The organism is Seonamhaeicola marinus, from assembly GCF_008085455.1.
In genome coordinates this window covers 318279-342791 of the sequence record NZ_VSDQ01000718.1, presented here as the reverse complement: position 1 = coordinate 342791, position 24513 = coordinate 318279, and the positions used below count along the sequence as shown (strand labels likewise).

Sequence of the window (24513 nt, the reverse complement as noted above, 5' to 3'; positions counted from 1 at the left end):
ATTAATAATCAGCTTTAAAATCAAATTTCAGTTTTTGAGCTTCAATTTTTTAAATGAATAATTACCTTTTTCCTTTTTTAGCCGTTGTTATTGGCGTTATTATTGCTCGTTTTACAAAAGACAGTAAATCATGGAATAATAAACTTTTACTTTCTTTTAGTGGCGCCTTCTTATTAGCACTCACGCTTTTTGAACTCCTACCAGAAGTGTATCATCATTTAGATGCTAAAATTTCAGGGCTTTTTATAATGTGCGGTATATTATTGCAAATTATACTGGAGCTGTTTTCAAAAGGCGCAGAACATGGACATGTACATACTAATGGAAACAGCAAGTCTTTCCCTTGGTTATTGTTTGTGAGCTTATGTATTCATAGTTTTTTAGAAGGATTTTCCATTCACGAACATAACGATATGGTTTATGGTGTTTTAGTTCACAAAATCCCTATAGCCACTATTATTAGTATGTTTTTATTTAAATCTAATTATGATAAGTTTCAGATAGGAGCCTTCTTAGTTGTTTTTGCCATTATGACGCCTATTGGAACGTCCATTTCGCACTTATGGCATGATACAATTGGCAATTTTATTCATGTTATTAACGCTTTAGTAATTGGTATATTTTTTCATATTTCAACCACAATACTTTTTGAAAGTGGAGATGGTCATAAATTTAACCTTTCAAAGTTTGTTGCAATTATTTCGGGAGTAGGAATTGCCTATTTAATCTAATAAAATCTAAAACTATTACTCTAAATTTATGTTTAGCAAAGAAGAATCTAGATTGTTACGCCAAGAATTTTGGACTAGTTTTGGAAAGTCTTTCCCAAGAAAGTGGATATTATACAATACTAAATTAAAGGGTTTTAGTTTTAAATTTCATTTTGATAATAAAAAAGCCCTAGTGGCCTTAGATCTTGAAGACGATCTTGAGTACCGTATTAAATATTGGGAAAAACTAGTGGCACTAAAATCAATTTTACTGCAGGATTACTTACCGGAAGCCATATATGATGAGGAGTTTATACTAGATAATTACAAGGAAATCTCTAGAGTTTATGTGCCATTAGAACAAAAGGTATCTATTCATAATAAAAACTCATGGCAGGATGTTATGGTATTTTTTAATGAAAAAATGACACTTTTCGAAGCGTTTTTTGAAGAATATAAAGATGTAATAGAAAGCTAACTAAAGCTATTCTAATGCTATGTAAGACAAAGTATAAGGCTTGTCGTGTTTAGTATTAACCATACCCTTCGCTGCCATTAAATCGAAATTAGAAATCACTAATTTTCCATTATAAATAATTAAATCGGCTGGCTGATCTATGGCTCCATTAGCCCCATCATTATCTGGGTATTGGGCTAATAGACTTACCTCTTTATCTGTATCTATTTTAAAAATTTGGTTTTGAGCAAAACCCGCAACATATAAGTTACCCTTATTATCTATGTTAATACCATCGGGTGCCGAGGTTATTGGTAATTGCGCATAAAGTTCTGTCTTGTAAATTTCCCCTTCTGGATTAATGAATAATTTCGTTACTCTCGCATCACCTAAATTTCCAACGTATAAATTCCCGTGACTATCAAAAACTAACCCATCTAACCCAACTTGCCTATCCGCGTTTTGCGTAACTTCACTGTAAAATAAATTGGCATCTTTAGGAGTGTTATTAACTTTAATAAGCCTATCTGTAGTCTTAAATTTATAAACACCACTACTCACTTTTTTTGTGTTGAATAGAGGTAATTTGGTTTGTGTTACGTAAACGGTATTGTTATGGTATCTAATGCCATTAATAGATTGAAAACCGTAAGCTATAACCTCGGTTGTTTTAAGTCCATTTTTATCGAAGGTCATCCTTAATAGTCGCCCTTTTTTTCCTTGATTGTCGCAAACATATAATGTCCCTTTTTCGTCATAGGCAATTCCCATAGGTTGTGCATTACCTGTTTCCTTTAGTACAGGAACATCCGCCATTTTTGAAACAACACCTCCTTTTGAAATCCTTAAAATATTGCCAGTTAATTGCTTACTTGCAAAGTTTGGACATGATAAAATTAAACTCCCATCCGGAGCAATATCGAAAGCATCTGGTGTTGGACAATACTCAGGCAACTCAACAAATTGTTTAGCTGGTTGTAAATCTTGTGCTGATAGGTTTAATGTAAATACGATAAGCGCTGTGCAAACTAAAAAAAATCTCATAATCTCAATTTGCTGTCAAATATATGTTCACTTAACAGCGCTTTGAAGTAATTAATTACCTAAAAGTAATTCTATTTTACCTTTTACAATTACTTGTTAATACATGATGTTATCCGAATTAAGTGTAGAGAAAATAACAAAAATCATTTAAAGCAACTCAGTTGCATTAATTTTATATATTTGTAAGACAGGTGCAAAAATCAAATGAGTATTTACTCATTTGGGCAATTCAAAACACGTTCAATTAATATTGAAATAGTCTTGTTCAAGAAATTAATAACAAACACAACTAAGTACAAATAATCCAAGAATTTACATAGACCACTAAATAAAATAAACGTTAATCAAATAAATTTAATACCATGCAACAAAGAAAATTTGACGAGATTGTAAAGAGTCAATATCCAAATGCGAAGGATGCTAAGGATGTATCTATTCATTACCTAGGAAAAATGCAATTAGAACACAATATTGATATATCTAAAGTTCTTATGGCAACATCGGTTTGTTCGGATGATATCAATATTCCATCTACTACATTCTTCAATGTATTATTTGGGCCTTTTGTAATGGGAGGCTTAGGAGGCATTCCTTATGTTGGACAAACAGGTATGACTGCATTTGCTCATCATATTCCAGATGAAGGAAGTGCCTTTATTTTCTATGGTCCACATATCGGTATTACTTTAGAAGGTGAACTTGGTAAAATGTATAGACCAAGAATGGAACAAAAAGGAAACTCATGCGGTGCCTTAATGTTAGCCTTAAGCAGACTAAAAGAGGATGGATATACGCCTGTAATGAATGATGACGACTATCAACAAATGAAACTAGAAGAAAGCTTATTACCTTACAGAGAGGATATTCTTAATAGTGATAACCCTCAGAGAGCTATTACAGATGCCACTTACAAAATTATTGACGAAAAGATTCATAAGCATCTTAAAACGTGTAAAGATGAATTTCCAGTGGACAAAGTAACTCTTTTGGGTGGTGTAATTATTAATACAGGGCATGGAATGGATGATTACTTTGATGCAAGAAATTTTGAAGTAATTGATCTTAAAACGTTATAACAATTAGTTTAAAACAATTTCTTATTAAACATGGCATGAATAGTTCATTCATGCCATTGTAATTTTTCAACATTTTATGTCTAATTCTCTTTTTCTTTTGTGCCCAACAGACTGTTTAGAACCAATAGTTAATAGACAGTTTAATACAGAAAATTATTTCTTGACCTCTTTAGGTAACACGTTTATATATAATAGTGAAACAATAAAACACATTAAAGAAACGATTAAAACAAATGATATAAAAGATGTTTATTTCGTACTTTCTTTAGATAATCAAATTATACTTGATGCACTAGGAAGTCAAGATTTTTCAGATATAAAGCGATTAAATTCTATTTACAAAGAATTTAATACACAAAAGGAAACAATAACCCTGTCATTGCGCAAAGGCAATCTTCAATTCTCGGTACTTTCGTACCATTTAAACAAAAAGATAAAAGAATTAAATATAGCCTTAGGAAAGATCAAAGTGCGGCAAGCACTTAAGATTAGTGGCAAAATATATGACCGTAGTAATAATACCTTTTTAAATATTTATTCAGATTTAATTTATCTAGAGAAGTTTCAATTAAATTAAAGTCTTTTCTATTTAACGAAAAATTAATATCAAAAACTTTATTACCTAAGTGATTTGGAGTAAGATTGAGTTGAATGAAATGTTAATTAAAAGACATAACGTACAATCCAATCTTTATATCTAAATCAACAACATAATGGAATACAATAGAAGAAATTTTATAAGTTTTTTAGGAAAAGCCAGTATGGCCGTTATAATTGCCCCACCTTTTTTAACAAGTTGTGGTAACAATACAACGCCTGCTAATTCTTCAGAACTATCGGAAGAGCAATTAAAAAAATTAAAAGGTGTAGTTTTAGAAGGGCTTGTGCCATCATCAGAAGATGATTTATTATTAGCCAACGGTTTAAATTATAATGTTGTTCTAAAATGGGGAGACCAATTAACTAATAAAGATACCTTTGGATTTAATAACGATTTTACTTGTTTCATCCCTTTTGATGAAAAAAAACCAAATGATGGCCTTTTATGGGTAAATCATGAATATGCCAACCCTCTTTTTGTTGCTGGTTTTAATTTCAATGCTATTGAAAATCCTTTAGAACAAAGAACTAAGGAACAGGTTGATAAAGAAATGTATAATGTTGGAGGCAGTATCGCTAGAGTAAAAGAAGAAAATGGGGTTTGGAAGTTAGTACAAAATGATCCGCATAACAGGCGTATTACGGCACAAACACCAATTAAACTGAATTGGGATACCCCTATAAAAGGAAAAACAGAGGTTATTGGTACGCATAGCAACTGTTCAGGAGGCATTACACCTTGGAACACCTTTTTAACCTGTGAAGAAAACTATCAAGATGTTTTTGGCGACACCCTCTATGATGATGATAATAATCCTATTAATGCACCAAGTATTTTAGGTTGGGAGAAGTTCTACGACTACCCACCTGAACATTATGGTTGGGTTGTTGAAGTAAACCCAAAAGATGGAAGTGCCCAAAAGCATGTAGCCTTAGGACGTTTTGCTCATGAATGTTGTACCTTATATGAGCTCGAAGACAAGCGTATAGTAGCTTACTCGGGAGATGACAAGAAAGATGAACATTTGTATAAGTTTATTTCGTCTAAACCAAGATCTCTAAAAGAAGGTACGCTTTATGTTGCCGACACTGTTAATGGCAAATGGCTTGCTTTAGACTGGGAAAATGAACCAATTCTTAAAAATAAATTTAAAGACCAAACCGAAGTTTTAGTAAGAGCTAGAGAGGCGGCAAAATTAATGGGAGCTACGCCACTTAACAGACCCGAGGACATTGAAATTGATCCTATTACAGGTAACATCTTTGTATCTTTAACAAATAACAAGAATAGAAACGATTATCACGGTTCTATAATGAAAGTTGAGGAAACTAATGGTAAATTTGATGCGTTAACTTTTAAAGCCTCTACATATAAAGCTGGTGGTGAAGAAAATGGCTTCTCTTGTCCTGACAATTTAGCTTTCGATTTATCTGGAAATCTTTGGATGACATCAGATATGTCTGGTGATGCCATGAATAAAAAAGATAAACCGTATATGCCTTTTAAGAATAATAGCTTATTTGTTATTCCTAGATACGGAAAAGATGCTGGAAAAGTTATAAGAGTTGCCTCTGCGCCTCGTGATGCTGAATTAACAGGACCTTGGTTTTCTCCAGATGGAAAAACACTTTTCTTAAGTGTACAACATCCTGGAGAACAAACAAAAGACCTTAACAACCCAACAAGTAAATGGCCTTTTGATCAGGATGGCATTCCAAAACCAGCAGTAGTAGCCATAAAAGGAGATTTAATAGAAAAGATGAACTTGTTAAACAAAATTGAACTATAAACTAAGTTAAACTATTTTCGAAGATGAAAAAACTACCAGTTACTGTATTGAGTGGTTTTCTTGGTGCAGGAAAAACTACCTTACTTAATCATATATTACACAACAAAGAAGGCTTAAAAGTTGCTGTAATAGTAAACGATATGAGTGAAGTAAATATTGATGCTCAATTTATTGAGAATGAAAACACACTCTCTAGAACCGAAGAGAAATTGGTTGAAATGAGCAATGGCTGTATTTGCTGCACACTGCGAGAAGATCTTATGGTTGAAGTAGAAAAACTGGCAGCTCAAAATAAATTTGATTATTTGTTAATTGAAAGTACAGGAATAAGTGAACCCATTCCAGTAGCGCAGACTTTTACATTTGAAAGTGAAGATGGCAATATTGATTTAAGTCGTTTCAGTTATATTGATACCATGGTCACTGTAGTCGATGCGTTTAACTTTTTAAACGATTTTACTAGTTCAGACTATTTGGTTTCAAGAGAACTTACCAATATTGATGGTGATGACAGAACTATAGTTAATTTGCTTACAGATCAAATAGAATTTGCTAATGTAATTCTTCTGAATAAAATAGACCTCGTAACTAAAGAAGACCTGGAGGAACTTAAAGCTATAATTAAGTCTTTAAATCCCGAAGCCAAAATTATATGTACTAAGCAATCTGAAGTTCAGCTTAATGATGTAATCAACACAGGACTATTCGATTATGAAAAAGCCGAAGCCTCTGCAGGATGGATAAAGGAATTAGAAAATGAACATGTTCCAGAAACCGAAGAATACGGTATTGGTTCGTTCGTTTTTAGAAGTAAAAAACCCTTTCACCCAGAGCGCTTTTTAAATTATCTTAATCAAGACTTCCCTCAGAATATTATTAGAAGTAAAGGATTGTTTTGGTTGGCATCAAGATCGGACCAAGCATTGCTTTGGAGTTCCGCAGGAAGCTCTTGTAAAGCAGATAGTGCTGGAGTTTGGTGGGATTCTATGCCTTTGCAAGAGCGTAATAGTTATGCTGCTTTTGTTGAGAACCAACCTGAAATAGAATCCAACTGGGATGCTTTATTCGGAGACAGAAAAACAGAACTGGTCTTTATTGGTCAATATTTAGAAAAGGAAGACATGATTAAACATTTAAACAAATGTCTACTCACAGATACCGAAATTCAGCTTTGGGAAAACAAGCTTTTTCCTCAAGGAGATCAATGGCCCATTACAAACTAAAAAGAACAGAAACTCTTAACATTAAAAGTTAAAAATGTCAGACATTAAAATAGGAATTATCACAGTAAGTGATAGAGCAAGTGCAGGAATTTATGAAGATATAAGCGGTAAGGCCATTATAGATACTTTAAATGATTATTTAATATCGCAATGGGAAGACGTTTATAAGGTAATTCCAGATGAACAAGATGTTATTGAAAAGACCATTATAGAAATGGTTGATACTAATAAGTGTTGTTTAGTAGTTACAACAGGAGGAACTGGTCCTGCTAAAAGAGATGTTACACCAGAAGCTACAGAGGCTGTTTGTGATAGAATGATGCCTGGTTTTGGCGAACTTATGAGAGCCGAATCTTTAAAATATGTACCTACCGCTATTCTATCTAGACAAACAGCAGGTCTAAGAGGTAGTAGTCTAATAGTCAATTTACCAGGAAAACCAAAGTCTATACGTGAATGTTTAGATGCTGTTTTTCCTGCCATTCCTTATTGCATAGACCTAATGGAAGGACCTTTTTTAGAGTGCAATGAAGACATCATAAAACCATTTAGACCAAAGAAAAAATAAAACGCTTTTAAAGCGCACTTTAAATATGGAAGCTATTATAACCGTTGTAGGCTTTTTGGGCTCTGGAAAAACTACACTATTAAAACATCTTACTACTAATTTTATAAACAAAGGTTTCTCTCCTTTTGTTGTTTTAAATGATTATGAAAATGCCTTAATAGATGCGCAACAATTTACAGAGCAAATAGAATTGCAATCAATTAAAGCTCTAAATGGTAGTTGTATATGTTGTAGTGGTATTGTAGAACTAAGAAATATAGTTAATAGGATTCCCAAAAGAACAAACGGCATTACATTAATTGAAGCCAACGGTACTTCAGACGCTTGTTCTTTAATGGAGTTTTTAGGAGTGGGCATTGATGAAAGGTTTCTTCCTCCTGTTCAAATTTCTGTTGTTGATGTAAAAAATTGGCAGAAAAGAGGGGAACATAACGAATTAGAAAAAAATCAAATACAGGTATCTTCTCTTTTAGTATTAACACACCTTGAAAATACAACACAAAGTAGGCAAAACGAAGTCATAAACGATCTTAAATCCGTTAACCCTGAGGCAAACATAATTACATTAAGCGATTTAGACGTTACCCTTTTACCCAATTTATCGCCTTCTGAAAATACAGCTCAAAAGTTAGATCATTTCAAGGCTCATTGGGCTTCTTGTTCCGTAGATTTACCAAATTTGCCAAATGTAGACTGTATTTATGCTATATGTAACGATATACCTAATTCGATTTTACGCGTAAAAGGTTGTGTTCAGATAGCAGATGAAGATAATTACACCTACTTTGAGAGGCTCCCTGATGGTGAGATAAAAATTAGACCGTTTAAAGGTATACCTTCTACAGGAACCAAACTATTAACAATTGGTCCGGGAAGCGACCCTACTATGTTAAAAAATGTTATAAAAAATATAAAACAACAACAACTTCACCAGGTAATACGTACTTTCAAATTTTAAGATGATACAAACCGATAATCTTACATTCCAATACACTAATAAATCGCAAACGTTTAGCTTTCCAAAAATAGATTTGAAGGAAAGTGAAAGTCTGCTAATATTGGGTAAATCAGGCATTGGCAAAACGACTTTATTGCATCTTTTGGCTGGCTTATTAAGGCCAAAAACAGGAGCTCTATTAATTAATAATACAGATATTAGTAATTTATCAAATAGTAAACTTGATGCGTTTAGAGGAAAACATATTGGGCTAGTATTTCAAAAAAAACATGCCATTCCTTCTTTAAGTGTTTTCGAAAATTTAAAAGCCAGAGTTTATTTTTGTAATACCAAAGTTTCCGATAACACTATTGATGAGCTACTCAAAGAATTGGACCTTATGGATTGTAAACAAAGTAAGGTGAACGAAATTAGTGAAGGACAATTACAACGCTTGGGAATTGCATTATCAGTCATACACAATCCGCAAGTTATTTTGGCAGATGAGCCTACCTCTAGTTTAGATGATGAAAATTGTAAAACCGTTATTTCACTGCTTAAAAAACAAGCAAAAAAAAATAACGCTAACTTAATTGTAATTACTCACGATCAAAGAATTAAATCGTTCTTTCAAAACACTATTACATTATGAACATTTGGAAGATTAGTATAAAAAACCTCAAGTCTAAACCGTTTTATACCTTTCTGAGTATTATAACACTTGCCTTAAGTATCACTCTTCTATTGGGTATTAAACAATTAAAAAGTTCGTTTAAATATCAAATGGACAATAATTTGGGGAATATAGATTTAGTAATTGGAGCTAAAGGAAGTCCACTACAACTTGTTCTTGCATCTATTTTGCATTTAGATAATCCAACAGGAAATATATCGTACAATGAGGCAAATAAATTAGCTAAAAACCCATTAATTAAATCTGCAGTGCCTATTTCCTATGGAGATAATTATAAAGGTTATAGAATAGTGGGTACAACACCTGAATTCTATTCCTTTTACGATGCGGAACTAGAAAAAGGAAATTTTCCGAAAGTATCTATGGACGTTGTTGTTGGTAGTAAAGTGGCTGAACAATTACATTTAAATATCGGTGACACTTTCTTAAGTTCGCATGGGTTAGTAGAAAATACAATTGATGTACATGAAGATGTACTAACTGTAGTTGGTATTTTAAAGCCTACACAAAAAGTTATTGACCGACTTATTGTTACTAATTTACAGAGTGTATGGGATGTTCATGATCATGGAGATCATGAAGGGCATACGGAAGAGCATAAAAACGAAGATGTTGGCTCTAATGACCATGAGGCGCACAAAGACGAACACGAACACCATGATGGTGAAGCTCATGACCATGAGGCGCACAAGGACGAACACGAACATCATGACGCCGAAGCGCATGACCATGAGGCGCACAAGGACGAACACGAACATCATGACGCCGAAGCGCATGACCATGAGGCACACAAAGATGAACACGAACATCATGACGGTGAAGCTCATGACCATGAGGCGCACAAAGATGAACACGAACACCATGACGATGAAGCTCATGACCATGATGAAGAAAAAGAAATTACTTCATTATTAATAACATTTAGGAGTCCTGCAGCACTTTTAACCTTTCCAAGAAAGGTTAATGAGGATAGCAATTTTCAAGCAGCAATACCTCGTTATGAATTAGACAGGTTGTATGAGTTTACGAGTGTTGGTTTTAAAACCATTACATGGATTGCTTATTTAATTTTAATAATATCTGGCTTTACAATATTTATTAACCTTTATAAAATGGTTAAAGAAAGAGCCTTTGACCTTGCCCTATTGCGTACCTATGGTGCTAGTAATTTTCAAATTATTAAAATGGTAGCGTATGAAGCATTTAGCATTGCCTTAGTCGCTTTTCTTTTAGGTTTCTTATTGGTTAAAGCGGCATTATTTTTGATTCTTAATTTCTCGAACTTAGGTAATAAACAAAACATGATTCAAGAATTAGGCATACAAGATATTTTATATACGGGTGTATTAGTTTTAATTATGGTAACTTTGTCTTTAATATTGGCTATTTATCCAATATTAAGAATGAATATTTCAACAATATTAAGTAATGAAAAATAGTGTTATAATTATCTTTTTTCTTTTAAGCACTTCCTTTTGTTTTAGCCAAAAAAGCATAACTTGGGATGATTTAGCAGGTGTTGAATTCAAGAAAAAATATTTTCCTGAATACGATGATTATTTTATGTATCCTGTATTTGGAGAAACTGTAATTAAATTAGATGGAGCAAGAATTTCTATAACAGGTTACTTTTTGCATATATCTCCAAAAGATAAATTATACATGTTGTCTAAAGCGCCAATGGCGTCGTGCTTCTTTTGCGGTGTTGGAGGCCCCGAAACTGCAATTGAGCTTCAGTTTGAGGCAAGACAAGAATTAAAAACAGATGATATCGTTTCAGTTACGGGTAGACTAAAACTTAATGCTGATGATGTAGATCACTTTAATTACATCCTAACAGACTGTGAAGTTAAATTAGTTAAATAACTTAATTTTTTTTACCATTTCGTAATCATCCATTACATATCCATTTCCAATATCGGCAACAAGAGCCCCTAAACTCTTAAAACCCAATTTCTGATAGGTGGCAATGGCATTAGAATTGTGAATATTTACTGTTAGTCTTATCTTATTAAGGTTATACGTCTTAGCTTTAGCCTCAACAAAACGCATAGCTTCTTTACCAATTTTTTTACCTCTGTACGCACTTTTCACATAAATCTTACTTAAGAATAGCGTACTTGCATCCTCCTGCTTAAAAGATACGTAGCCAACTGGTTCAGTAAAAAAATAAAGAATGAAGTATTCATAGCCATTGATAACCTGTTGCTCAATAGCAGATTTCGATTGAAATTTTGCCAACATATAATCAACCTGAGCTTTTCCAATTATTGGAGTATAATGCTCCGTCCAAATAGAATAAGCTAAAGTTTCTACAAGCGAAAAGCTTTCAAAAGATTCGGCTTTAATAATATTAACCATAGTGCTAAATAATATAAAAGAAGATCATAAAAAAATGGCAAATAGCTCCTATTAATACAAAGAAATGCCAAATAACATGGTTATAAGGTATCCTTTCTATAGCATAAAAAATAATTCCACCAGTATAAGCTATGCCTCCCGCAAAGAGTAATATCAGCGCATTTTTATCTACCAATTGCGATAAGTTCGAAAAATCAATTACTATCAAATACCCCATTACAATATAGAGTATAACCGAAAAAACTTCAAATCGACCAGTAAAAAAGAGCTTAAGAACAACTCCAAAAAAAGCAATTCCCCAAACAACCCAGAAAAGTATCCACCCCGAACTACCTATTAAGGTTATTAATGAAGGTGGCGTATATGTCCCAGCAATTAGCAGGTAAATACTTATATGATCTAAAACCCTAAAAACGTGTTTCTTTTTTTCATCTTTTATGGCATGGTATAAAGTAGAAGCCGTAAACAAAATAATTATTGATAGGCCATAAATAATAACACTAAAAAGACTCCAGTCTGTTTTCTTTGTGTCAAAAATAATTAGTAGAACTAATGCAACTACCCCCAGAACTGCTCCTACTCCATGAGAAATAGCGTTAAGTTTTTCTTCAAAAGATGTTTGCTTACGCATGTTTAATCTTTTGGTTCTTCTTTAGTATTCATCCACTTTTCTGTGAGATCATAAAAATCAAAACCTAAAGCAGATTCTTGGGCTTCTAACCTGCCATTTTGAAAGTTGCGTTGTAGAATGTCTTCAATTAGATAGTCTTCTTTCTCATTAACTGGATCAAACTCTCTTTTTAGAGAAATATCAAACATTTTTGCTGTAGTATTATACCAAAAGGCACGCCAACCGTTTCTTAACTCTTTAACCAACTCAAAAGCGGTTGTACCTGTTTGTCTATGAATTAGTTTAACTAGAATTTGCCCTTCAGTACGCGTCATTTTCTTTAGTTCCTCAGAAAACTCCCCTTCAATATATTTCTGTACTCTTTTTGTATAACGTTTCTTTTCTCTTTTACGCGTTAAATTAGCTAAACGCTTATTCATTGAGTCTAACCTAACAGCAGCCATTTTAGCATAAGGATAAACCTTGATGGTTTTACGCTTAAGAATTAAATACCTTATACGTTCTTCCCGGCTATCAAACTTCAATTTATGAAGTAACTTTACCTCCTCTAAACCTATGGTTGTTCTAGGCACAGAATCCCCTTCAATAATTATATACTCAACAGTCTTTGTAGAATCTTGCTCTATTTCATTAACTTGACAAAAAGAGACTAAAGGAAAAACTAATAGTATATACTTTAAAAATTTCATTAACTAAAATTGAGGCTTTTATATTTCAAAATTAATAATTTACGTTTATTAAACGTTTAAATAGGCCTGTTATTTTTAAGAAATGAAATGTGGCTTTCTATTTATATTCTTATTTTAGTGCAAAACTTTTATATATGGCAAAGAAGAGTATTCTTAATAAAAAATCTATTGAATTTTTAGAAAAATATTTAAACAATGCAGCTCCTACTGGATATGAATGGGATGGACAAAAAATCTGGATGGATTATCTTAAACCTTATGTTGATGAGTTCATTACAGATACTTACGGCACAGCAGTAGGTGTTATAAACCCAAAAGCAAAATATAAAGTAGTTATAGAAGGTCATGCAGATGAGATTTCTTGGTACGTAAATTATATTAGTGATAACGGATTAATCTATGTAATTAGAAATGGTGGAAGTGACCATCAAATTGCACCAAGTAAAGTTGTAAATATTCACACGAAAAAAGGTATTGTTAAAGGTGTATTTGGCTGGCCAGCCATTCATACCAGAAGTAGAGTTAAAGAAGAACCACCAAAACCAGACAACATATTTATAGATTGTGGATGCTCTAATAAAGAAGAAGTAGAAAAATTAGGAGTTCATGTTGGCTGCGTAATAACCTACCCAGACGAGTTTCACATCTTAAATGATAATAAATTTGTTTGTAGAGCAATAGATAACCGTATGGGAGGCTTTATGATTGCTGAAGTTGCTCGTTTATTAAAAGAAAACAAAAAAGAACTACCATTTGGTTTATACATAACTAATGCCGTACAGGAAGAAATTGGTTTACGTGGCGCTGAAATGATTACACAAACCATTAAACCAAATGTAGCCATTGTTACCGATGTAACTCATGATACCACTACTCCAATGATTGATAAGAAAAAAGAAGGTCATTTGGAGATTGGTAAGGGGCCTGTTGTTGCCTATGCACCAGCAGTTCAACAAAAATTACGTGATTTAATTATAGATACTGCAGAAGATAAAGACATTCCTTTTCAACGCTCGGCGCTTTCAAGAGCCACTGGAACAGATACAGATGCTTTTGCATATAGTAATGGTGGTGTAGCTTCGGCATTAATATCTCTACCTCTGCGTTATATGCATACCACCGTAGAAATGGTACACAAAGAAGATGTAGAAAACGTTATTAAGTTAATTTACGAATCGCTTTTAAATATAAAAGACGGCGAAACGTTTAGCTATTTTGAATAATTTTTTGTCATTCTGAATGAAGTAAAACGAAATGAAGAATCTCAGCAAATTAAAGGAAGAGATTCTTCATTTTGCTCAGAATGACAATTCAATTCTCTCCTATGGACGAACTCATTGACATAGTTGACGCTCAAGGTAAACCAACTGGGCAATCTGAACTAAAATCAGTAATCCATCAAAAAGGATTGTACCATAACACTGCTCATATTTGGTTTTACACTAAAGCCGGAGAAATTTTGTTATCACAGCGTTCTACTCAAAAGGTAATTTGCCCATTAATGTGGGATGTTTCAGTAGCTGGACATATTGATGCTGGAGAAACAATAGAACAAGGTGCTATAAGAGAAACCTTAGAGGAAATTAGCTTGTTAATTTCTGAAACTGACTTGAAAAAAATAGGTGTATTTGAGTGTTTCCAAGATTACTCAAGTGGTATTAAAGATTATGAATTTCATAACACTTATGTAGCCGAATTACATGAACCAGTTTCTGAACTAATTCCTCAAAAAGGTGAAGTTGAAGCTCTTAAATTAGTAACATTGAGTGAATTCCATCACTTAATTGAAACTATAGGAAATAATGGTAATCACTTTGTTCCAAGTAATAAAGCATATTACAAGTATGTACTTAGCGAAATTAAAAAAATGATTAATTAATGAACTTACTCTTATTTGCTGTTGCTCCTGTTTTTATCATTATACTTTACATTTACTATAAAGATAAATATGAAAAGGAACCTAAACGATTACTTTTTTATAATTTTTTATTAGGGGCTGTAGTAAGTATTATAATTACAACACTACTCTATTATATCTTTGATATAATTCTCCCTCTGCAAAATGAAACTAGTGTGTTTCAGCAGTTTGTTAAAGCCTTTTTTGTTGTTGGTCTTTGCGAGGAATTCAGTAAATATGTTATTGTTAGGTACTATGCGCAAAAGAACGCAGAATTCAATGAGCCTTTTGATGGTATAGTATATGCTGTTATGGTTTCTATGGGATTTGCTGCAACCGAAAATATTTTTTATGTTCTGGAGGGAGGTATTCAGACTGCCATTTTAAGAGCCTTTACTGCTGTACCTGCTCATGCAACATTTGGCATTTTAATGGGGTATTATATGGGAAAGGCTAAATTTTCGAAGAATAAAACAATCTTAAACTTATCGGGTTTGTTTTTGGCTATAATTTTCCACGGGGCTTATGACTTCTTCTTATTTATAGACTTTATCCCTGGTATTTGGATTGGTGCTTTTGTGTCCTTAATTATCGGTATAGTCCTTTCCAAAAAAGCAATAAAGCGCCACCAAGAAAGATCAAGTTTTAAGTAAAAATTCTAAAAAGCACCTGTAAGATCTGCTCTATTATTTTCAATAAGAAAGCCTCCATACTTTTTGCAAAAGCTAGAGGCCTAAAATTATGACTGGCACTACTATAACAGTGTAGTTTCAGTAAATCTTACGTCAAACTTTAACATAATATCATCTTTTGCCTTAATAGTCCCCATTAAAGCCTCTGGAGGAGTTAAGTTAAAATCTGTCATTTTTAATATCGTCTTACCTTTTAGGTTTACTTTATTATTGGTTGTAGTAACATCAAAACTAACAGGTACAGATTTTTTTGTCCCTGCAATTACTAAATCTCCATTAGCCTTTAATTCAAACACTCCGTTGCTCTTCTTAGTCACACTTTTAACTTCGGTAAGTGTAAACAAAATGTATTTATATTGGTCAGATTTTAGAGTTTCAGAAGCGGTTAAAGCCATACCCGGTTTTACCCCTTTTAAGCTTTCTGTAAGCACTGTAAGCGATAAATGCGCAATATCGCAAGCCTCTAAACTATTAAACCTTATTGCACCCTGCTGTGTAGCCGCATCCACTTTCCAGCCGTGTACATTAGAAGTCCCAAAAACAGTTAAAGAAGATTCACTGTTTTCAAGCTTTAACATTTGTCCATGTGAGTAGTTAATTGAAAAACCAATTGCCATTAGGCAAATAACTAGCCTGTTAAAAAATTTACTTGTATTCATGAGGTTAATATTATATGATTAAAATTATAATACAAATATCTCTTTGTTTCAATTATCAAAAAATGATTAAAATCATGTATTTAATAAAAATATCGTAATTTACCACTCTTAAAAAAGGACAAAATTATCATATTATCAAATCGTAAATAAATAATGATATCCGTCATATAGCGTTTATCATAACTATTAATTGGATCGAAAAGTATAAAACAAAATGAAATCTAAAAAATAAACTACCAGTAATATGATGTTAATCATGACTTTACGTTAGCATGTGAAATACATTTGTATATTCTTTCCATACTTAAAACTTGATTAAAAGTTCTGGTGCATTATAATTATATTTACCTAAACCAATTTTTATAATCTTATGAATAAGACTTTTAAAACTAAAGTTAATGCTACTTTTGATTTTGAAATTTCTTCGGAACACGTATCAAAACTTGATACTTTGCAAATTTCAGAATCAAAGTTTCATATTCTTGAAGAGCATAAATCCTTCCAAGCGGACATTCAGTCGTCTAATTTTAATAGTAAAAACTACAACGTTATAGTTAATGGTAATACTTATAATGTTCAAATTTCAGATCAATTGGATGTTCTTATTAATGAAATGGGATTTGCTCTTGGTTCAACCAAACACGTTAATTCAATAAAGGCTCCAATGCCTGGTTTAATACTAGATATAAACGTAAAAGAAGGTCAAGAGGTAGAAGAAGATACGCCTTTATTAATTCTGGAAGCAATGAAGATGGAAAATGTTATAACCTCTCCGAGAAATGGTGTTATTAAATCTATAACGGCAAAAAAAGGAGATGCCGTTGAAAAAAATGAATTATTAATAGAATTTGATAGCTAAGTCTTATTAGTTTCAAAATTAGTTACTACATATGAAGAAAATATTAGTTGCAAACAGAGGGGAAATTGCCATTAGAGTAATGAAGACTGCAAAAAAAATGGGCATAAAAACAGTTGCAGTATTCTCTAAAGTTGATAGAAATGCTCCGCATGTAAAATATGCCGATGAAGCCGTTTGTATAGGTGAAGCACCGTCAAATGAATCTTACCTAAGAGGAGACAAAATTATAGATGTCGCAAAATCGCTTCATGTAGATGGTATTCACCCCGGTTATGGTTTTTTAAGTGAAAACGCTGACTTTGCTGAATTAGTAGAAAAGAACAATATTACATTTATTGGACCTAAATCTAAGGCCATAAAAGTTATGGGAAGCAAGTTAGCTGCCAAAGAAACTGTTAAAGCATATGATATTCCTATGGTACCTGGAATAGATGAGGCCATAACCGATGTTGAAGAAGCCAAAAAAATAGCACGAAACATAGGGTTTCCCATTTTAATCAAAGCTTCAGCCGGCGGTGGTGGCAAAGGTATGCGTATTGTAGAAAAAGAGGATGACTTAGAATCGCAAATGACGCGTGCTATAAGTGAAGCCACTTCTGCCTTTGGTGACGGTTCTGTGTTTATAGAAAAATATGTTACATCACCAAGACATATCGAAATTCAAATAATGGCCGATAGTCATGGTAATATTGTTCATCTCTTTGAACGAGAGTGTAGTATACAGAGAAGACATCAAAAAGTAGTTGAAGAAGCCCCTTCTTCTGTATTGTCTCCAGAGTTAAGAGTAAAAATGGGGGAAGCCGCGGTAAAAGTTGCTAAATCCTGTGATTATTTAGGAGCAGGTACCGTTGAATTTTTGCTTGATGGCGACCATAATTTCTACTTTCTTGAAATGAATACAAGACTACAGGTGGAACATCCTGTTACTGAACTAATTACTGGAATTGATTTGGTTGAGCTTCAAATTAAAGTAGCAAGAGGAGAAGAACTCCCAATTAAGCAAGATGATTTAAACATTAGCGGTCATGCGCTTGAACTTAGAGTTTATGCCGAAGACCCTCTAAACGACTTTCTACCAAGCGTTGGTAATCTTGAAGTGTATAAGTTACCAACGGGTAACGGCATTAGAGTAGACAATGGTTTTGAAGAAGGCATGGATATTCCAATCTATTATGACCCCATGCTCTCTAAATTAATCACCTATGGAAAAACTAGAGAAGAAGCCATCCTGCTGATGATAAATGCGATAAAAAATTATAGTGTTAAAGGCGTTTCCACCACCCTAGCCTTTGGAAAATTTGTTTGCGAACATGAAGCTTTTCGTTCTGGTAATTTTGACACGCATTTTGTGAAAAAATACTATTCCCCTGAAAAATTAAAAGAACAAACTAAGGAAGAGGCCAAAATTGCGGCTTTAATTGCAGTGAAACAATATTTAACAGATCAGAAGCTTTTAAGATTACCAAATTAAAATATATGAACTCAAAAATAAATAAGTTAAACGAACGTATTGAACTTGCCCATTTAGGAGGCGGTCAAAAGCGAATAGATAAACAGCATGCTAAGAAAAAATTAACAGCAAGAGAACGTATTAACTACTTATTAGATGAAGGTTCTTTTGAAGAAATTGGAATTCTGGTAACACACCGAACCACAGATTTTGGTATGGATAAAGAAATCTATTATGGTGATGGCGTGGTAACTGGATATGGTACAGTTGATGGTAGATTGGTTTATGTTTATGCCCAAGATTTTACTGTTTTTGGTGGTGCTTTATCTGAAACTCATGCTGAAAAAATATGCAAAATCATGGATCTTGCTGTAAAAGTGGGAGCTCCTATAATTGGTTTAAACGATTCTGGCGGTGCACGTATTCAAGAGGGAGTTAAATCTTTAGGTGGCTATGCAGATATCTTTTACAGAAATGTACAAGCTTCTGGAGTAATTCCTCAAATTTCGGCTATAATGGGACCATGTGCTGGTGGCGCTGTCTATTCACCGGCGATGACTGACTTTACAATTATGGTAGAAAATACGAGCTATATGTTTGTAACTGGCCCTAATGTTGTTAAAACAGTAACAAACGAAGAAGTTAGTAGTGAAGAACTTGGTGGAGCGCAAACTCATGCTTCTAAATCTGGCGTAGCCCATAAAACATCTCTTAATGATATTGAGTGTTTAGAAGATGTAAAAAAATTACTTAGTTATTTGCCGCAAAATAATACAGAGACTGCGCATAGATTAGACTTCTCACCTTCCGAGGAGATTAGAGAGGTACTAGCTACTATAGTTCCAGATAATCCTAACAAACCTTATGATATGCATGAGGTTATAGACGGCATAATAGACGATGAGTCCTTTTACGAAATTCATAAAGACTACGCGGAAAATATTATAGTAGGTTTTGCAAGGCTTGGTGGAAGAAGTATAGGGATAATAGCTAATCAGCCAATGTTTCTAGCAGGTGTCTTAGATGTAGACAGCTCAAAAAAGGCGGCAAGATTTACGCGCTTTTGTGATTGCTTTAATATTCCCTTATTGGTTCTCGTTGACGTACCTGGTTTCTTGCCTGGAACAGATCAGGAATGGAATGGTATTATTGTTCATGGTGCCAAATTGTTGTATGCTCTAAGTGAAGCAACGGTACCTAGAGTTACTGTAATTACAAGAAAAGCCTATGGCGGAGCTTATGATGTTATGAACTCCAAACATATTGGAGCCGATTTTAACTATGCATGGCCAGGAGCCGAAATTGCGGTTATGGGCGCTAAAGGAGCAAGTGAGATAATCTTTAGACGCGAAATAGCTGAAGCTAAAGATCCAACAGAAAAACTGGCAGAAAAGGAAGCTGAGTATGCCGATAAATTTGCCAATCCTTACAGAGCGGCAAGAAGAGGTTTTATTGATGAAGTCATCTTACCAGAAAATACCAGAAGAAAACTTATCAAAACATTTTCAATGTTAGAAAATAAAGTAGTTGATGCGCCGAAAAGAAAACACGGCAATATTCCTTTATAAAAAATATACTTTGGAAATATTATAAAAGAAAAAAGGAGGCTCCCTAACTTGCCTCCTTTTTAAATTTTCTACTAACCAAAAAAAATAAACAACACGATTATTATTTATTTCAGTTAGATTAACCCGCAATTTGTCCTAAACAAAAAATTAAAAAGATTATATCTTAATAAAATTTCATCCAACCAAAAAAACAAATACGTAGGTTGTTTGAGAGATATAACTGTTGATTAATAGCGACGCAAATATCATTAATTTACTCTAAAAAAAGAAGAAAAAACACTACGCATTTAGTACGCAACTCCCTGTTTTGTTAACTTTTTTATGATATTATGTTAAAATTGTCTTAAAGCTTTTAATGAATTATACTACGTTATTCATCGATAAAAGTGTTCTTTAAAAAATCAACAAGAGTCATTTCCTGTTTATCAAAATCTATTTTTTTTGTTATTCTGTAGCGTTTACTTTCAATTGCCCTAACCGATGTATTTAAAAACAATGCTATCTCCTTATTCTTAAATCCTATATAAATATAATAGCAAATTATAATTTCGGAATCGTTCAATTTTGGATATAAGTTTTTAAGCTTATTAAAGAAACTTATATTAAAATCGTTAACCAAATCGAAATGACTATTACTTTCTTCTAAAATTGTAGAGGATCCTAAATGCAAATTCTTGTAAAAATCCTTTATCATATCTTTTTGGGTGTCCACATCATTAATGGAAGATATATATTTAACCTTTCCTTTTAACGTAGTTATGTAATCTTCGAGTCCTTGAACTTTAGCTGTAAGCTTTTCGTGATTCGTTTTTAAATGTGTTAAATTTTTATTTTGAATATCTAGTTTTGACAGTTTTACTCTTTGTTTATAATAGAAAATAAAGTAGATGAGACTTACTGCCAATAATGTAGATAAAAGAATAATACCAAAATATCCAAAAAACGTTCTTTCTTTTGTTACTTCTCCGAGTTCGTGTTCCGTATTTAAAAGTTCTACATTAATATCATTTCCTGTGTCTATGACACTGTTTAATAATTTCCTTTGAAATATTTTTAAAGAATCCAGGTATAATCTGGCGCTTTCTATTTCTTTTTCTTCGAGTAATACATCAACATTAAGTGTATAGTAGTCCTTTAATGTTTCACTTTCCATAAATTTCCGCCTTTTCTTGGCTTCCTTTAAATAGTATTTAGAAGAATCTAATTGTTTTTTCTTAAAATGAACTTCAGCAAAGTTGGCTTTTAATGTGGCTTCAAAGGAGTAGTAATTAAATGCGGCAACGGTATTATTCGCTTTAAGAATTTTAAATTTAGAAAAATACTTATGCGCATTCTCTAAATCCTCTATATATAAATAATTAGATGTAATTAAATGAAGGGCAAACATATAATAATAGGCATCCTTATCAACAACCTTTTTGTAATCCTCTAATCTTTTAAAAATTAAGCCATTACTTCTTTTATGATAGCCTTTTACAACTGCGTCATAAGCTTTAGACAATTCAATTTCAAAATCGCCGTACTCAAAACCATCTAGCTCATAGTATTTTTTGGCTTTTTCCAGATAAATATTTGCAATAGAATCCTTTTTTGAATGACTTAAAATTGAAAACAAGTTAACACAGGTTTCTCCTGCTATAAAGTAACTTTCCTCTTTATCGGCATACTTTAACGCTAAAATATAGCTTTGATAAATTTTGGAATATTCATTAAAATCGTCATAAATAAGCGCTTTATTTGAATAATATTCACCTAACTTTCCTTCTATATGTTTTTCAACAGGCTCAGGAATAGAATCCAAAAACTGTAAAGCTTTTAACGAGCTTTCATCTATATGATTATTTGCAGAGTCTACAAAACGTCTATAATCAACTTGACCATTACCTTTAAAAACAAGTAAAAGACAAATTACAAATAGCGCTTTTAATAAAGTGTTGTTATTGAGAGAATTAACCAAAAGCCTACATTTAAAATTGAAAAACAATTTACCGTCCATATGTAGGCATAAATGTACATGAAAATGTTGTTTCTAAAAAATAAACTAGACTTTATAGTTGAAACATGGCTCCAAATTCAATATTTGAAGTATTGTGCCCATTGTTCGGTGTTTTGAATTGCAAATTAGAAGTATGGCGTATGGAACATCTAAAATCCAACAAAATCTTATTAAACTCATAAGAAAACCCTAAGCCTAATATATCGGAGAAGGCATAACCTTTTGCCAGTCGCTCAGTGGGTTTGTTTGAAGTCATAGGCCCTATACTTCCTATAACATAAGTACTCAAATCTTTGTAAAACTTGTATCTAACTAAAAGTCCTAAATTGAGTACATATTCTGTTATCTCACGATTTTGCGTGTATAGCTCTCTTAATGCTTCATAATTTTCGCTATCCGTTGGTTTAATAAACCACTTATTCAATAATTGATGTTGCACTATATTAATACTGGGTTCAATATGAAATTCATATGACCAATTTCCCTTTTCCTTTAACGTATAGTTTACTAGAAGCTTATAAAAGTCCACTTCATGTTTATAATCCTTTGAGTTAAAAGGAAATTTATTTTGTGAACCAACGCCATATGAAAATCCCAATTTTAGATGTTCCTTTTTTATTTGTGCATTTAAGTTAAATACCGAACTTAAAAAGAAAGAAAGTGTAACTAAAAAATATAAGATTCTTATTTTGAAAATCATTGAGGCCATTTTTACGAGCCAAATATATAAATTAAAGACATAAAAAAAGCGTCTTAATTAAGACGCTTTTTACTGTGTTGATGTGCTATTAAAATTCTAATTCCGAAATTAAATCAAATTCGTCATTAATGGCTTTATCTTTTAAGTTATCAAAGAAACTTGCAGAGCCATATCTAATATCATACTTTGTTCTATCCACCTTTAAAGACACTGTTGCTTTATTACCTTTAACATTAATAGTAAAAGCAACAGGGTTAGTTTTCCCTTTTATAGTTAAATCGGCCTTAACGTTATAAGTATTGGCACCAGAGCTTTCAACATCTGTAAACACCAAACCTGCAGTAGGGTAAGTAGCTACACCAAAAAAATCTTTAGATTTTAAATGCCCATCTAATTTACCTTTATACTCTCCTTCTAAATCTGTTGTATTTATAGAAGTCATATCCATAACGAACTCACCTCCTACTAAGGTTTTCCCTTTAAAAGTTAAAAAACCAGATTTTAAATCTATAGTTCCTTCATGAGATCCAGTTACTTTATATCCTTTCCAAGTAACTTTACTTTTTTTGGTTTTAACTTCTTTCTTATTTCCATCAATTGTAGTGAATGACAATGTTAAAAAAGCTAAAGAAATACCTAATGCAATTGTTTTTACTATGTTTTTCATGATTTTGTTTTTTTTCAAATTTAATTACAGTACAAATATCAAGAAAGGTGGGTAGTCTTAAAATAATGTAGTTTACAAAAACATGTTAAACTAGTTTAACTTTTTACTCTGTAGCTAACTGACTCTTTATTTTACTTAAAAATTCTTTAGTAATACCCAAGTAAGATGCTACCATATATTGTGGTATGCGCTGTTCTATTTTAGGGTATTGCTTTTTAAAATGAATGTATTGTTCTTTAGCAGTTAAACTAAAACTCCTTACTATTCGTTTCTGAGATGCTACAAAGGCTCTTTCTAACATCTTTCTAAAGAGACGTTCTAATTTTGGTATTTTTAAATAAAGAGCTTCCTGAATATCATATGGGAATTGAATTACCTCGGTATCCTCAATGCATTGAACATTATAATCGGCTGGAGATTGAGTTATTAAACTTCCAATGTCTGAGGTCCACCAATCTTCAATGGCAAACATAATAGTATGTTCCTGTCCTTTATCATCTACAAAAAAGGTTCTTGCACATCCCGAAATTATGAAGCTGCTGTGTTTGCAGATGTCTCCTTGTTGCACTAAATACTGCCCTTTTAAATATTTTCTATAATTAATAATTGCAATTAATTCATCTTCTTCACTATCAGATAAATTAACATGATTAGAAATGTAATTTAGTAATGGTTTTGCTTGATCTCTGGTCATTTATTTATCTAATAATCTTCTGTGATAATTTATTTGCCCAAGGTGGTACCTTAAATGTGTTGTTAAATGAATTAAGAAAAACTCTGTGGTCATGGGGTCTTTAAACACCTCAATAGGATAATTTTTCTCAAAAATATCCTCAGTCAAACTTTCAAGTGTGCTAACAACAATCATTTCGGTTTCTGCAATTTGTGCAATAAGAGTATCTCGAGGAACATCCTTTAAAGAGAACTCTAACTCACGTTGTCTTATATAACCAGTATTTCCTAAAACGCCACCAATAAAATGATTGAGATTACCAATAAGATGTAAACACAAGTTACCAGAGGAATTGGACATATTATTGTCCACAATCCATAGGTTAGTTTCGGTTTTATATGATTCTATTTCCACTTTTAATGCAGAAAGGTCTCTTTTAAAAATTTTAATTAAGGATTCTGTAAGCATTACCCTGTTTTTACGGTTAATAAATTGCTAATTATTTAAGACTAAAAATTGTGAATTCTTTAACTTATAATAGCACCTCATAGATACAAAAATAAATAATATTG

Annotated in this window: 27 protein-coding genes; 17 read left to right on the top strand and 10 right to left on the bottom strand. The window is 32.5% G+C overall.

Annotated features, from left to right (window positions below; all coding sequences use genetic code 11):
* Positions 1 to 53 precede the first annotated feature (53 nt).
* Positions 54 to 731 carry a ZIP family metal transporter gene (locus tag FUA24_RS19040; protein ID WP_148544646.1) on the top strand — a complete coding sequence of 226 codons (678 nt, stop codon included), beginning with the start codon at positions 54 to 56 and terminating at the stop codon, positions 729 to 731.
* Positions 732 to 759: 28 nt separating this feature from the next.
* Positions 760 to 1188 (top strand): DUF4268 domain-containing protein, encoded by a 429-nt coding sequence (locus FUA24_RS19035; RefSeq protein WP_148544645.1) that lies wholly within the window; start codon positions 760 to 762, stop codon positions 1186 to 1188.
* A gap of 6 nt (positions 1189 to 1194) precedes the next feature.
* Here the strand turns inward: FUA24_RS19035 and FUA24_RS19030 are convergent, their stop codons facing one another.
* Positions 1195 to 2211 (bottom strand): SMP-30/gluconolactonase/LRE family protein, encoded by a 1017-nt coding sequence (locus FUA24_RS19030; RefSeq protein WP_246147100.1) that lies wholly within the window; start codon positions 2209 to 2211, stop codon positions 1195 to 1197.
* A gap of 362 nt (positions 2212 to 2573) precedes the next feature.
* On the opposite strand from FUA24_RS19030, the gene FUA24_RS19025 reads away from it, so the two are divergent.
* From FUA24_RS19025 to FUA24_RS18980, 9 genes are all read left to right on the top strand, one after another.
* Positions 2574 to 3287 (top strand): hypothetical protein, encoded by a 714-nt coding sequence (locus tag FUA24_RS19025; protein ID WP_148544644.1) that lies wholly within the window; start codon positions 2574 to 2576, stop codon positions 3285 to 3287.
* Positions 3288 to 3363: 76 nt separating this feature from the next.
* Complete coding sequence (locus FUA24_RS19020; protein ID WP_148544643.1) at positions 3364 to 3864, top strand: hypothetical protein; 501 nt, start codon at positions 3364 to 3366, stop codon at positions 3862 to 3864.
* Positions 3865 to 4000: 136 nt separating this feature from the next.
* Positions 4001 to 5677 carry a PhoX family protein gene (locus tag FUA24_RS19015; RefSeq protein ID WP_148544642.1) on the top strand — a complete coding sequence of 559 codons (1677 nt, stop codon included), beginning with the start codon at positions 4001 to 4003 and terminating at the stop codon, positions 5675 to 5677.
* Positions 5678 to 5700: 23 nt separating this feature from the next.
* A complete protein-coding gene (locus FUA24_RS19010; protein WP_148544641.1) occupies positions 5701 to 6900 on the top strand; it encodes a GTP-binding protein in 1200 nt (399 codons plus the stop codon).
* 34 nt (positions 6901 to 6934) lie between these two features.
* The gene (gene mog, locus FUA24_RS19005) at positions 6935 to 7468 is read left to right on the top strand and encodes a molybdopterin adenylyltransferase (RefSeq protein WP_148544640.1); all 534 of its coding nucleotides are present in this window, start codon (positions 6935 to 6937) and stop codon (positions 7466 to 7468) included.
* 25 nt (positions 7469 to 7493) lie between these two features.
* Complete coding sequence (locus FUA24_RS19000) at positions 7494 to 8426, top strand: GTP-binding protein (protein ID WP_148544639.1); 933 nt, start codon at positions 7494 to 7496, stop codon at positions 8424 to 8426.
* A 1-nt stretch (position 8427) separates the two neighbouring features.
* Positions 8428 to 9057 carry an ABC transporter ATP-binding protein gene (locus FUA24_RS18995; RefSeq protein ID WP_148544638.1) on the top strand — a complete coding sequence of 210 codons (630 nt, stop codon included), beginning with the start codon at positions 8428 to 8430 and terminating at the stop codon, positions 9055 to 9057.
* Positions 9054 to 10538, top strand: coding sequence for an FtsX-like permease family protein (locus tag FUA24_RS25890; RefSeq protein WP_246147099.1), 1485 nt, complete (start codon positions 9054 to 9056; stop codon positions 10536 to 10538). Before FUA24_RS18995 ends, FUA24_RS25890 begins: the two co-directional genes overlap by 4 nt.
* Positions 10528 to 10965, top strand: a complete 438-nt coding sequence (locus FUA24_RS18980; protein ID WP_148544637.1) for a hypothetical protein — start codon at positions 10528 to 10530, stop codon at positions 10963 to 10965. The genes FUA24_RS25890 and FUA24_RS18980 overlap by 11 nt, the downstream gene beginning before the upstream one ends.
* Here FUA24_RS18980 and FUA24_RS18975 read toward each other — a convergent pair.
* From FUA24_RS18975 to FUA24_RS18965, 3 genes are read right to left on the bottom strand one after another with little or no spacing between them, the layout of a single operon-like run.
* Positions 10954 to 11460 (bottom strand): GNAT family N-acetyltransferase, encoded by a 507-nt coding sequence (locus FUA24_RS18975; protein WP_148544636.1) that lies wholly within the window; start codon positions 11458 to 11460, stop codon positions 10954 to 10956. The genes FUA24_RS18980 and FUA24_RS18975 overlap by 12 nt on opposite strands.
* 4 nt (positions 11461 to 11464) lie before the next feature.
* Entirely contained in the window at positions 11465 to 12091 is a 627-nt protein-coding gene (gene trhA / locus FUA24_RS18970; RefSeq protein WP_148544635.1) for a PAQR family membrane homeostasis protein TrhA, read from the bottom strand.
* A gap of 2 nt (positions 12092 to 12093) precedes the next feature.
* Positions 12094 to 12780 carry a DUF4294 domain-containing protein gene (locus FUA24_RS18965; RefSeq protein WP_148544634.1) on the bottom strand — a complete coding sequence of 229 codons (687 nt, stop codon included), beginning with the start codon at positions 12778 to 12780 and terminating at the stop codon, positions 12094 to 12096.
* Between the two features lie 134 nt (positions 12781 to 12914).
* Between FUA24_RS18965 and FUA24_RS18960 the strand changes: the two genes are divergently transcribed.
* The 3 genes from FUA24_RS18960 (at position 12915) to FUA24_RS18950 (ending at position 15330) form a co-directional block, all read left to right on the top strand.
* Entirely contained in the window at positions 12915 to 14003 is a 1089-nt protein-coding gene (locus tag FUA24_RS18960; protein ID WP_148544633.1) for a M42 family metallopeptidase, read from the top strand.
* A 101-nt stretch (positions 14004 to 14104) separates the two neighbouring features.
* On the top strand, positions 14105 to 14659 hold the full coding sequence (locus FUA24_RS18955; RefSeq protein ID WP_148544632.1) for an NUDIX hydrolase: 555 nt from the start codon (positions 14105 to 14107) through the stop codon (positions 14657 to 14659).
* A complete protein-coding gene (locus FUA24_RS18950) occupies positions 14659 to 15330 on the top strand; it encodes a PrsW family intramembrane metalloprotease (protein ID WP_148544631.1) in 672 nt (223 codons plus the stop codon). Before FUA24_RS18955 ends, FUA24_RS18950 begins: the two co-directional genes overlap by 1 nt.
* 101 nt (positions 15331 to 15431) lie before the next feature.
* Here FUA24_RS18950 and FUA24_RS18945 read toward each other — a convergent pair whose 3' ends face one another.
* Positions 15432 to 16028 (bottom strand): YceI family protein, encoded by a 597-nt coding sequence (locus FUA24_RS18945; protein ID WP_148544630.1) that lies wholly within the window; start codon positions 16026 to 16028, stop codon positions 15432 to 15434.
* Positions 16029 to 16398: 370 nt separating this feature from the next.
* Here FUA24_RS18945 and FUA24_RS18940 point away from each other — a divergent pair, with 370 nt between their 5' ends.
* The 3 genes from FUA24_RS18940 to FUA24_RS18930 are packed head-to-tail and all read left to right on the top strand — an operon-like array spanning position 16399 to position 19905.
* Positions 16399 to 16887 (top strand): acetyl-CoA carboxylase biotin carboxyl carrier protein subunit, encoded by a 489-nt coding sequence (locus FUA24_RS18940; RefSeq protein ID WP_148544629.1) that lies wholly within the window; start codon positions 16399 to 16401, stop codon positions 16885 to 16887.
* 31 nt (positions 16888 to 16918) lie between these two features.
* A complete protein-coding gene (gene accC, locus FUA24_RS18935; RefSeq protein WP_148544628.1) occupies positions 16919 to 18358 on the top strand; it encodes an acetyl-CoA carboxylase biotin carboxylase subunit in 1440 nt (479 codons plus the stop codon).
* Positions 18359 to 18363: 5 nt separating this feature from the next.
* The gene (locus tag FUA24_RS18930; protein ID WP_148544627.1) at positions 18364 to 19905 is read left to right on the top strand and encodes an acyl-CoA carboxylase subunit beta; all 1542 of its coding nucleotides are present in this window, start codon (positions 18364 to 18366) and stop codon (positions 19903 to 19905) included.
* A gap of 370 nt (positions 19906 to 20275) precedes the next feature.
* On the opposite strand, the gene FUA24_RS18925 is transcribed toward FUA24_RS18930, so the two are convergent.
* The 5 genes from FUA24_RS18925 to FUA24_RS18905 all read right to left on the bottom strand — a co-directional run bounded on the left by FUA24_RS18925 (position 20276) and on the right by FUA24_RS18905 (position 24409).
* Positions 20276 to 21862 carry a hypothetical protein gene (locus tag FUA24_RS18925; RefSeq protein WP_148544626.1) on the bottom strand — a complete coding sequence of 529 codons (1587 nt, stop codon included), beginning with the start codon at positions 21860 to 21862 and terminating at the stop codon, positions 20276 to 20278.
* Between the two features lie 91 nt (positions 21863 to 21953).
* Positions 21954 to 22601: an acyloxyacyl hydrolase gene (locus FUA24_RS18920; RefSeq protein WP_187388328.1), complete on the bottom strand. Its 648-nt coding sequence runs from the start codon at positions 22599 to 22601 to the stop codon at positions 21954 to 21956.
* Between the two features lie 88 nt (positions 22602 to 22689).
* Positions 22690 to 23268, bottom strand: a complete 579-nt coding sequence (locus FUA24_RS18915) for a YceI family protein (RefSeq protein WP_148544624.1) — start codon at positions 23266 to 23268, stop codon at positions 22690 to 22692.
* A 103-nt stretch (positions 23269 to 23371) separates the two neighbouring features.
* Positions 23372 to 23962, bottom strand: a complete 591-nt coding sequence (locus tag FUA24_RS18910; protein WP_148544623.1) for a Crp/Fnr family transcriptional regulator — start codon at positions 23960 to 23962, stop codon at positions 23372 to 23374.
* The gene (locus FUA24_RS18905) at positions 23963 to 24409 is read right to left on the bottom strand and encodes a DUF1572 family protein (RefSeq protein WP_148544622.1); all 447 of its coding nucleotides are present in this window, start codon (positions 24407 to 24409) and stop codon (positions 23963 to 23965) included. It abuts the gene before it with no gap.
* Positions 24410 to 24513 lie beyond the last annotated feature (104 nt).